This window comes from Rhizobacter sp. (assembly GCF_031412495.1).
GTDB lineage: Bacteria > Pseudomonadota > Gammaproteobacteria > Burkholderiales > Burkholderiaceae_C > Schlegelella_A.
Genome location: NZ_JANODC010000088.1, coordinates 1 through 9304 on the forward strand (window position 1 = coordinate 1; position 9304 = coordinate 9304).

The 9304-nt window shown below is 70.6% G+C and carries 10 protein-coding genes; 2 read left to right on the plus strand and 8 right to left on the minus strand.

Going from position 1 to position 9304, the window contains the following annotated elements; all coding sequences use genetic code 11:
• Positions 1 to 788, minus strand: a 788-nt coding sequence (locus tag AC30N0_RS03415; protein WP_489516531.1) for an HTD2 family dehydratase, incomplete at its 3' end; no start/stop codon positions are given.
• A 115-nt stretch (positions 789 to 903) separates the two neighbouring features.
• On the opposite strand from AC30N0_RS03415, the gene AC30N0_RS03420 reads away from it, so the two are divergent.
• Positions 904 to 1296: a cupin domain-containing protein gene (locus tag AC30N0_RS03420; protein WP_489516532.1), complete on the plus strand. Its 393-nt coding sequence runs from the start codon at positions 904 to 906 to the stop codon at positions 1294 to 1296.
• Positions 1297 to 1356: 60 nt separating this feature from the next.
• Here AC30N0_RS03420 and bamE read toward each other — a convergent pair whose 3' ends face one another.
• The 3 genes from bamE to AC30N0_RS03435 all read right to left on the minus strand — a co-directional run bounded on the left by bamE (position 1357) and on the right by AC30N0_RS03435 (position 4050).
• Positions 1357 to 1842 (minus strand): outer membrane protein assembly factor BamE domain-containing protein, encoded by a 486-nt coding sequence (bamE, locus tag AC30N0_RS03425; protein ID WP_489516533.1) that lies wholly within the window; start codon positions 1840 to 1842, stop codon positions 1357 to 1359.
• 124 nt (positions 1843 to 1966) lie between these two features.
• Entirely contained in the window at positions 1967 to 3106 is a 1140-nt protein-coding gene (locus tag AC30N0_RS03430) for a zinc-binding dehydrogenase (RefSeq protein WP_489516534.1), read from the minus strand.
• Positions 3103 to 4050, minus strand: a complete 948-nt coding sequence (locus tag AC30N0_RS03435) for an aminotransferase class IV (RefSeq protein WP_489516535.1) — start codon at positions 4048 to 4050, stop codon at positions 3103 to 3105. Before AC30N0_RS03435 ends, AC30N0_RS03430 begins: the two co-directional genes overlap by 4 nt.
• Positions 4051 to 4157: 107 nt before the next feature.
• On the opposite strand from AC30N0_RS03435, the gene AC30N0_RS03440 reads away from it, so the two are divergent.
• Positions 4158 to 4358: a hypothetical protein gene (locus AC30N0_RS03440; RefSeq protein WP_489516536.1), complete on the plus strand. Its 201-nt coding sequence runs from the start codon at positions 4158 to 4160 to the stop codon at positions 4356 to 4358.
• Between the two features lie 7 nt (positions 4359 to 4365).
• Here AC30N0_RS03440 and boxA read toward each other — a convergent pair whose 3' ends face one another.
• The 4 genes from boxA to AC30N0_RS03460 form a co-directional block, all read right to left on the minus strand.
• The gene (boxA, locus tag AC30N0_RS03445; RefSeq protein WP_489516537.1) at positions 4366 to 5646 is read right to left on the minus strand and encodes a benzoyl-CoA 2,3-epoxidase subunit BoxA; all 1281 of its coding nucleotides are present in this window, start codon (positions 5644 to 5646) and stop codon (positions 4366 to 4368) included.
• Between the two features lie 10 nt (positions 5647 to 5656).
• Positions 5657 to 7081 carry a benzoyl-CoA 2,3-epoxidase subunit BoxB gene (gene boxB / locus AC30N0_RS03450; RefSeq protein ID WP_489516538.1) on the minus strand — a complete coding sequence of 475 codons (1425 nt, stop codon included), beginning with the start codon at positions 7079 to 7081 and terminating at the stop codon, positions 5657 to 5659.
• A gap of 28 nt (positions 7082 to 7109) precedes the next feature.
• Positions 7110 to 8777, minus strand: a complete 1668-nt coding sequence (gene boxC / locus AC30N0_RS03455; RefSeq protein WP_489516539.1) for a 2,3-epoxybenzoyl-CoA dihydrolase — start codon at positions 8775 to 8777, stop codon at positions 7110 to 7112.
• Positions 8778 to 8826: 49 nt separating this feature from the next.
• Positions 8827 to 9304: shikimate kinase (locus AC30N0_RS03460; RefSeq protein ID WP_489516540.1), on the minus strand; the 478-nt coding region annotated here is incomplete at its 5' end.

Genomic DNA, 9304 nt, shown 5'->3' on the forward strand with positions numbered 1-9304 from the left:
CGCTCGCCGTCCGGGCGGCCGCCGACGCTGAAGGTGCGCCCGTCGAAGAGCGGACTCACCGCCTTGAAGCTGAACGAGACGACGCGCGCATGCGGCTGCTGCCGCCGCAGCAGGTCAAGCAGCAGCGTCGCGATCAGCGGCCCGTGCACGACGAGGCCGGGGAAGCCCTCGACCTCGGTCGCGTAGCGGCGGTCGTAGTGGATGCGGTGGCCGTTGAGGGTCAGGGCCGAATAGCGGAAGAGCAGCACCTCGTCGGGGTCGATCTCGCGCGCGAAGGTCGCGTCGACCGGCGCCGGCAGCGGCTCCGGCGCCATCGAGCCGGGCCCCGCCAGTCCCCGGTAGACGATGTCGTGCTCCTCCTCGATGGCGAGGCCGGCGGCGTTGTCGACCCGGTGCTGCACCGTCACGAAGACCAGGGGCCCGGAGCGCGACGCCTTCTCGTTGACGGCAGCGATGCGCGAGGTCCGCGTCACCGCGTCGCCGACGCGCAGGGTGGCCGGGAAGCGGAGCCGGCTGCCGGCCCACATGCGGCGCGGCAGCGCGACCGGCGGCAGGAAGCCGCCGCGGCGCGGGTGCCCGTCGGGGCCGAGCTCGCCCTGCCGGTGCACCGGCAGGAAGTAGAGCCAGTGCCAGAGCGGCGGCAACGGCGTGCCGCGCTCCGGCGCGCGATCGTCGCGGTCGAGCGTCGCGGCGAGCGCCGCCATCGGCACGGAGGTGACGGTGTCGGCACGCGTCTCCGTGCGGCCGATCCAGTCGCGGTAGTCGGTGTCCGATCCCATCGTGTGCATTGAACCATGCACGCGCGCCGCCCCCGATCGCCTCGGCCGGCCGCCGCCTCTGCCCCGGCGCGGGCACCGGGAATGCCGGCGACCGATGCACACTGTGCCCCACCGGAGGAAAACCATGGCCTTGCCCCACGCCCATCTGCTCGACGTCATCGACGTGCGCCCGCTCGGGCCTGCGCTGCAGGACGCGGTCAGCACGAGCCTGATCAAGACCGACCGCCTCCAGCTGCAGCACCTCGTCCTGCCGGCGCGCCACGACGTGCCGGAGCACCATGTCGACGACGAGTGCACGATCCACTGCCTGGAAGGCGACGTCGAGGTGCGGATGCCGTCAGGCACGCGCCGCCTCGGCCCCGGCCAGCTGGTCGTCCTGCCGGCGCAGCAGCGGCACGGCCTCAGCGCCCGCGCCACTTCGGCGGTGCTGGTGACGCTGCTGCTGCGCCGCGGCGATGCCGGCGACGGCGGCGGTTCGGGGCATCGAGATCGCCAGGCGGAGAAGCCGGCGGGTTGACGCTTCGCCATGACCTCACCTGATCCAGACGAGACGGCGACAGTCCGCTGACGGTCAGGCCTATGGCCCGGCGTACTTGGGATCGAGCGTGGTTCCGGTGGCCAGCACCCGCCCCTCGCGATCGAAGGTCACCGAGAAGATCCTCGATTCGCCGCCATCGGCGAAGCGCCAGTCCCAGACCTCCTCGTTCTTCAAGGCGAAGGTCTGCTGCTTGGCAGGCCGGCCGAGCAGGCGGCGCACCTCGGCGCGATCGGTGCCCGGCACGACCTTGGCGAAATTCGCCGGCTTGAGGACCTGGCGCAGCGACGTCATCCTGCCGTCGGGCCCGATCGAGATCATGTAGTTGGTCTGCCCTTCGGGCTGGCGCGGGTACTCAAAGGTGCGGTCGCCGTTCGCCTCCTCGTGGATCGCGGCGGGCGCGCCGAACCGGGCGCGCACGTCGGCTTCGGTCGCCACCCCCTCCTCGAGCTCGGCGATCTTCTGCGAGTCGCAGCCAAACAGCATCAGGATCGGGGCGACCAGCGCCCAGAGACGTCGCGTGCGCATCGGTTCGCTTTCAAGAGTGCCGAGCCTACCCTGGCGCCGGCGCGCGCGCGCTCGAGCGGACGGCATCGCCCCGCTGCACGCCGGGACATGGCGTCGTTCCTGCCGGCTTGGCGCGACAGGACCTTCAGCGGCTCGGATCGATCAGCACCTTGGCCGCCGTCGCCCGCCGCCCGTAGTCGGCGATCGCCTCTGCCTGCAGCGCCTCGGCGAGGGATACGGTGCGCGTGTAGCGGCTGGCGAAGGTCGTCTTCAGCTCGGCGGCGACCCGGTCCTTGAGCCGCTGCGCCGCGTCGGCGCCGATGCGCTGCAGGAAGATGAAGAGCAGCCAGCCGCCCATGCCCCAGCTCATGCCGAAGTTGCGCGCGAACTCGGTCGGGCCGGTGTCGAGGCCGCCGTAGAGGTAGACCTGCTTGTGCGTCGCCGAGCCGTAGCGGCTGTATTCGGTTTCGCTGCGGCTCAGCGCCGCTTCCATGGCGCCGAGGATCTGCCCGGCGAGGCGGCCGCCGCCGATGGCGTCGAAGCCGAGCGTCGCGCCGGTGCTGGCGAGCGCCTCGGTCAGCTCCGCCATGAACGCCGGCGACGCGGTGCTGACCACGTGCGCCGCCCCCTGCTCGCGCAGCAGCGCCGCCTGCTCGGCCCTGCGCACGATGTTGACGAGGCCGATGCCGTCGGCCAGGCAGAGGCGGTTCAGCATCTGGCCGAGGTTCGACGCCGCTGCCGTGTGCACCAGGGCGCGATGGCCTTCGCGGCGCATCGTCTCGACCATGCCGAGCGCGGTGAGCGGGTTGACGAAGGACGAGGCGCCTTCGGCCGCGGTGGTCCCCGGCGGCAGGGGCAGACACAGCTCGGCCTTCACCGTCCGGTACTGCGAGTACATCGCGCCGCCGAGGACGGCGACGGTCCGGCCGACGAGCGCCTGTGCCGCCGGGGTGCTGCCGGCAGCGACGACGGTGCCGGCGCCCTCGTTGCCGACCGGCATCGACCGGCCGACGCGGCCGGCCATCGCCTTCATCGCCGCCTCCGAAACGCGCGCGGTCGCCACGGTGCGCTCGCCGCTGCCGCGCACGGCCAGGGTCGCCGGGTCGGCAGCGCCGAAGAGCAGCCCGATGTCGGACGGGTTGATCGGAGTCGCCTCGACGCGGACGACGACCTCGTCGGGCCCGGGTTCGGGCGTCGCGACGCGCAGGAGCGACAGCTCGAGCTCGCCGCCGTCCTTGACGAGGGAGCGGACCTGAAGACCGTCGGCGGGCAGGTTCGGGTTCATGATCGATTGTCCGACGCTGGCGCGCTGGGGTTGTAGTCCACAGGGTCGCGGTACGCCGCCTCGTCGTGGATGGCCCAGTACGCATCGTGCAGGCGCGTCGTCAAGGGGCCCGGGAACTGCGGCAGCGGCCGGCCGTCGATCTTCGCGATCGGCAGGATGCCGCCGCCGGTCGAGGTGAGGAAGACCTCGTCCGCAGCGCGCACGGCCGACGCGGGCACCGCCCCCAGGCGTACCGGGATGCCGAGCCGCGCGCACAGCTCAATCGCCGTCTGCCTCGATACGCCTTCGAGCACGCCTTCGGCCGCGCTGTGGACGACGCCGTCCTTGGCGACGAAGACGTTGAAGCCCGGCCCTTCGGTGACGTTGCCGTGCGCGTCGACCACGCAGCTGGTGTCGCGGCCGCGGTCGTAGGCGTCGAACATCGACTGCACGAGGTCGATCCAGTGGTAGTTCTTGACCCTCGGATCGACCGACCCCGGCGCGATGCGCTGGCGCTCGCTGATGTGCAGGTCGAGGCCGGCGAGCTGCTTCTCGCGCGAGGCGATCCAGACGTAAGGCACGGCGTAGGCGTAGAAGCGGTTCTGCGCCTGGCGCGGATCGCGCGCGCCGCGCGGCGGCACGCCCCGCGTGCAAACCATCGCCACGTAGGCGTCCTGCAGGCCGCCGGCGCGCACGCAGCCGTGCAGGATGGCGCGGAGCTCGGCGCGGTCGTGCGGGATCGCCAGACGCATCTTCTCAAGGCTGGCGAAGAAGCGGTCCAGGTGCACGTCGAGGCGGAAGAACGCGCCCTGCCAGACGCTGGCGACGTCGTAGGTGGCGTCGGAGCGCGTGAAGCCCCAGTCGAACAGCGAGATTTTCGCTTCCGACAGCGGCGCCCAGGCGCCTTCGATGAAGACGCAGCCGCCTTCGAGCCGGCCGACGGGAGGAGCTGCAGGAAGGGACATGGTCGAGCCTCGCGTCGTGGAAGTCATACCTTATCAGCCGTGACGGAGCGCGGGCTTCCATGGCGGGCGATGATGGCGCCCATCCGAGACCACGGGCAGGGGATGCGGTGCGAACCATCGACGAGATGCTGAGCTTGCGGCTGCTCACACCCGAACAGCACCAGGAGATCGGCGCCTGGGTTGCGCACGCGCGAACCGCCGAGGCGATCATGCAGATGCCGGCGCATCTCTGGCGCTCCCTGGAGCTCGCCAGCGCGCTGATGGGCTTCGACGCCGACCTCCGTCAGCCGCCGTGCCTCGAGCCCTGAGGCCTCGTCAGTAGGTCTCGAGGTGCAGGCGCCCCTCGCGCTTCAGCGCCCCGGCGATGCTCTCCCAATCCAGCCCGGCACCCGTGGCAACGTCGCGCAGCGCCAGCAGCACGCCTTCCTCCATCGCCTTCAGACCGCAGACGTAGAAGTGCGAATCCGGATCGGACAGCAGCGGCACGAGGTCGACCGCACGCTCGTGCAGCAGGTCCTGGACGTACTTCCTCGGCTGCCCCGGCGTGCGCGAGAACGCCAGGTTGATGTCGATGAAGTCCTTGGGCAGGCTCTGCAGCGGCCCGAAGTACGGCAGCTCCTCGCGCGTGCGCGCGCCGAAGAACAGCATCAGCTTGCCGCCCTCGAACTTGCCGCTCTTCCTCAGGCGGCGCCGCCATTCGGTCATCGCCCGCATCGGCGCGCTGCCGGTGCCGGTGCAGATCATCACGATGTGCGACTTCGGGTGGTTGGGCATCAGGAACGACTGCCCGAATGGCCCGACCACCTGCACCGTGTCGCCCACCTTCAGGTCGCAGACGTAGTTCGAGCACACGCCGCGGGTGGGCCGCCCCTGGTGGTCCTCGGTGACGCGCTTGACCGTCAGCGAGACGTTGTTGTAGCCGGGCCGCTCGCCGTTGCGCGGGCTGGCCACCGAGTACTGGCGCGGCATCTGCGGCCGGCCGTTGGCGTCGGTGCCCGGCGGGACGATGCCGATCGACTGCCCCTCGAGCACCGGGAACGGCATCGAGCCGAAGTCGAGGACGATGTGGTGCGTCTGGTTGTGGAAGCCCGCCTCGGTGCAGTTGACGTTGCCGACCACGCTCGCCGTCGTCGGGTTCTTCGGCGAGAAGAGGTTGGTATAGGCGTGCGCCGCCGACCAGGGCGGCACGGTCGAGCCGTAGGCGGCCGAGTTGAAGGGCGCCTCGCCGCCGGCCGCCTCCGGCCTGACGGCGAGCACCGGCTCGGCCGGCAGGGCCGCCAGCGCCTCGGGCGCCACGCCCTCGGCGGCGAGCTGGTCGGGGCTGAGCTCGGCCGGCAGCTCGTCCCAGGTGAGCTGCTCCGCGATCGCATAGGCGCGCACCTTCGGCACCGTCCGCCAATTGTCGATCGAGCCGGTCGGGCACGGCGAGATGCAGGCCATGCAGAGGTTGCAGATGTCGGCATCGACGACGTAGTTGCGGTCGTCGTGCGTGATCGCCCCCACCGGGCAAGTCGCCTCGCAGGTGTTGCAGCGGATGCAGATCTCGGGGTCGATCAGGTGCTGCTTGATGACTCCCGTGTCGGTGGCCGTTTCCATCCGCGCATCATCAGCCAAATCGCACGTACTCGTAATCGACGGGCATGCGGTTGATGCCCATCGCCGGCGGCGCGATCCAGCCGGCGAACTTGCCCGGCTCGACGACGCGGCCCATCAGGGAGGCGACGAAGGCACGGTCGTCCCGCGACGGAAGCCAGCGCGCCTCGCTGGCCGTCCATTCCTCCTCGCTCACGACCCGGCCTTCCGGCGACATGCGGATGCCGGCGAGGGCGCCGATGCGGCGGTTGAAGGCCTTGTGCGGCACGACCAGGCGGGTCGCGATGCCGGCCTTCTCGAGGACCTTGTTCCAGCGGCCGATGCCGGCCACCGAGTCCTTGATGAAGTCGTCGCGCAGCACCTCGTTGAGGGCGTTGAGCATCGGCACCTCCTTCTCGACGAGCTGGCCGTCGTGGACCTCGAGCACCTTGTAGGTCTGTCCCTTGAGCACGTGGTCGTCGGCACGCTTGCCTTCGTCGAAGCGACCCTTCAGCCCGGTCGAATAGAAGGTCGCGGCGTTGCTCGACTGATCGGCGCCGAACAGGTCGATGGTCACCGAGTAGTGAAAGTTGAGGTAGCGCTGGATCGTGCCGAGGTCGATGGCGCCGCCGGCGCGCACAAGCGCCGGGTCGTCCGTCTTCAACTCGTTCATGACCTGGGCCGTGCGCTGCAGCACGCGCGAGACGCCGCTCTCGCCCACGAACATGTGGTGCGCTTCCTCGGTGAGCATGAATTTGGTCGTCCGCGCCAGCGGATCGAAGGCGCTCTCGGCCAGGGCGGCGAGCTGGAACTTGCCGTCGCGGTCGGTGAAGTAGGTGAACATGAAGAAGGCCAGCCAGTCCGGCGTCTTCTCGTTGAACGCGCCGAGGATGCGCGGGTTGTTCTCGTCGCCCGAGGTCCGCTCGAGCAGGGCGCCGGCTTCCTCGCGGCCGTCGCGGCCGAAGTGCTTCTGCAGCAGGTAGACCATGGCCCAGAGGTGGCGGCCTTCCTCGACGTTGATCTGGAACAGGTTGCGCAGGTCGTACTGGCTCGGCGCCGTCAGGCCGAGATGGCGCTGCTGCTCGACCGAGGCCGGCTCCGTGTCGCCCTGCGTGACGATGATGCGGCGCAGGTTGGCACGGTGCTCGCCGGGGACGTCCTGCCAGACCTTCTCGCCCTTGTGGTCGCCGAAGTGGATCTGCCGGTTCTCGTCGCCCGGCTGCAGGAAGATGCCCCAGCGATAGTCGCGCATCTTCACGTAGTCGAAGTGGGCCCAGCCTTGCGGGTCGACGCTGGTCGCGGTGCGCAGGTAGACCTGGTGGTTGGTCGACTCGTCGGGGCCGACGTCGTCCCACCACTGGACGAAGTTCGGCTGCCACTGCTCGAGCGCGCGCTGCAGCGTGCGGTCGTCGGCCAGGTTGACATTGTTCGGGATCTTCTGGGTGTAGTCGATGGACATGCTGTTGTCTCGGTGACGGTCGGTGAATTCAGACGCGCTTGAAGTCGAAGCCGGGTTTCTCGCCGGTGCCGTAGACCTTGAGCGCGCCCTTCTCGCCGACGGCGTTCGGGCGCTGGAAGATCCAGTTCTGCCAGGCGGTGAGGCGGCCGAACACGCGCGTCGCCATGTTCTCGGTGCCGGCGAAGCGGAGGTTGGCCTCGAGGCCGGTGAGCGCGTCGGGCGACATCGCCGCCCGCTCTTCGATGGCGATGCGGACCTCGTCGTCCCAGTCGATGTCGTCGGGCGCCGCGGTGACGAGGCCGAGGCCGAGCGCGGTATCGGCGTCGAGCGCCGTGCCGATCGCCTGCTTCGCGGCGCCGAGCGGGCCGGCCTCCTGGTAGAAGCGGCGGCCGAGCCGGGTCTCGCCGGAGACCATCGGCAGCGGCCCGAAGCTGAAGCCGTCGAGCCGCAGCGTCGGGGCGCGCTCCGGCTCGTCGGGCAGGGCCAGCATGTAGGTGCGGTCGGCGGCGAAGGCGAGCTCGGCGAGCAGCCCGGCGAAGCAGGAGCCCGGCTCGACCAGCGCGAACAGCGTCCGCGACGAGACGTCGAGGCGGGCGAAGGTGCGGCGCAGCAGGCCGATCGTCTCGCGCACCAGCCAATGTTCCGCGTTCGCCTGCAGCGTCGCGCCGGCGGCGAGCACGGCGGCGGCGTCTCCCTCGGTCTTCAGGAGCCAGGTGCCGAGCTCGAGCTCGTTGGTGCGCAGATTGAGGATGGCGTCGTCGAGCTGCCGCGCCATGGCCAGCGGCCACCACGCGGCGCCGGCGGCCTCGATCGCGGCGATGTCGGTCGGCTGGGCACCGGACGGCGCCTTCACCGTGATCGTCGCCGTTCGCCGCGAACGGTCCATCTGCACGGCCACGTGCTCGTAGCTCAGGGCATCGGCGGAATCGGCGCGCTCGATGCGTGCCAGGGCCACGCCCTTCGCCTCGGCCGGGCGCGGGCTGCCCTCGCCCATACGCGCGGCGCGCTCGTGCACCGCCTGCGCGAACTGCGCCGGCTTGGCGACGGCGTCGACCAGGCGCCAGTCGACGGCACGCTGGCCGCGCACGCCTTCGACGCTGGTGCAGAAGATGTCGGCGAGGTCGTGCCGGACCTTGCGCTTGTCGGTAACGCGGGTGAGCCCGCCGGTGCCGGGCAGAACGCCGAGCAGCGGCACCTCCGGCAGCGACACCGACGACGAGCGGTCGTCGACGAGGACGATCTCGTCGCAGGCCAGCGCCAGCTCGTAGCCGCCGCCGGCGCAGGCGCCGTTCACCGCCGCGAGGAACTTGATGCCCGAGTGCTGCGACGTGTCCTCGATGCCGTTGCGCGTCTCGTTGGTGAACTTGCAGAAGTTCACCTTCCAGGCGTGGCTGGAGACGCCCAGCATGAAGATGTTCGCGCCCGAGCAGAAGACGCGGTCCTTGGCGCTGGTGACGATCACCGAGCGGACCTGCGGATGCTCGAAGCGGATGCGGTTCAGCGCGTCGGCGAGCTCGATGTCGACGCCGAGGTCGTAGCTGTTGAGCTTGAGCTTGTAGCCGGGCCGGATGCCGGCATCCTCGGCGATGTCGAGGTGCAGCGTCGCCAGCGGGCCCTCGACGCCCAGCTTCCAATGCCGGTAGCCGGTGGGCTCGACGCGGTAGTCGACGCGGGGCGAAGCGGAACGGTCTTCCATGCGGGTCTCCAGGGAATCAATGCATCATAGTGCATACGACCGGGACTTATCAAGCAGCAGATGCAATTGGCTTCATCTCACCAGGGGCTTCCGGTCCGACCGGCCGGGCCTCGAGCAGGTCGCCGGCCAGGGCCAGCAGCGTGGCGAGGCTCTCCGCCTCGCCCCGCCCGCTCGTGTCTAGCACCGCGTCGGCCTTGGCGTAGAAGGGGGCGCGGCCGGCGAGGATGCGGCGCAGGTCGTCCATGGCCTCGGGGCTCGCCGCCATCGGCCGGGTGTCGCCCTGCGCGGCCACGCGTGCCATGTGCTCTTCGGGCGACGCGGTGATCCAAATCGTCGCGCAATGGGCGAGCAGGACGTTGAAGGTCGCCGGCTCGGCGACGATGCCTCCGGGCGTGGCGATCACCGCCTCGCCGTGCAGTGCCCCGGTTTCGTCGAGGGCACGGCGCTCGTAGCGGCGGTAGGCGGCGGTCCCGTACAGGTCGTGGATCTCGCGCACGCTGCAGCCGGCGACGCGCTCGATCTCCCGG

Excerpts from the sequence above, each read along its gene's own strand:
- AC30N0_RS03420 (WP_489516532.1), top strand. The coding sequence starts at position 904 with ATGGCCTTGCCCCACGCCCATCTGCTCGACGTCATCGACGTGCGCCCG.
- bamE (WP_489516533.1), bottom strand. The coding sequence starts at position 1,842 with ATGCGCACGCGACGTCTCTGGGCGCTGGTCGCCCCGATCCTGATGCTG.
- AC30N0_RS03430 (WP_489516534.1), bottom strand. The coding sequence starts at position 3,106 with ATGAACCCGAACCTGCCCGCCGACGGTCTTCAGGTCCGCTCCCTCGTC.
- AC30N0_RS03435 (WP_489516535.1), bottom strand. The coding sequence starts at position 4,050 with ATGTCCCTTCCTGCAGCTCCTCCCGTCGGCCGGCTCGAAGGCGGCTGC.
- boxA (WP_489516537.1), bottom strand. The coding sequence starts at position 5,646 with ATGGAAACGGCCACCGACACGGGAGTCATCAAGCAGCACCTGATCGAC.
- boxB (WP_489516538.1), bottom strand. The coding sequence starts at position 7,081 with ATGTCCATCGACTACACCCAGAAGATCCCGAACAATGTCAACCTGGCC.
- boxC (WP_489516539.1), bottom strand. The coding sequence starts at position 8,777 with ATGGAAGACCGTTCCGCTTCGCCCCGCGTCGACTACCGCGTCGAGCCC.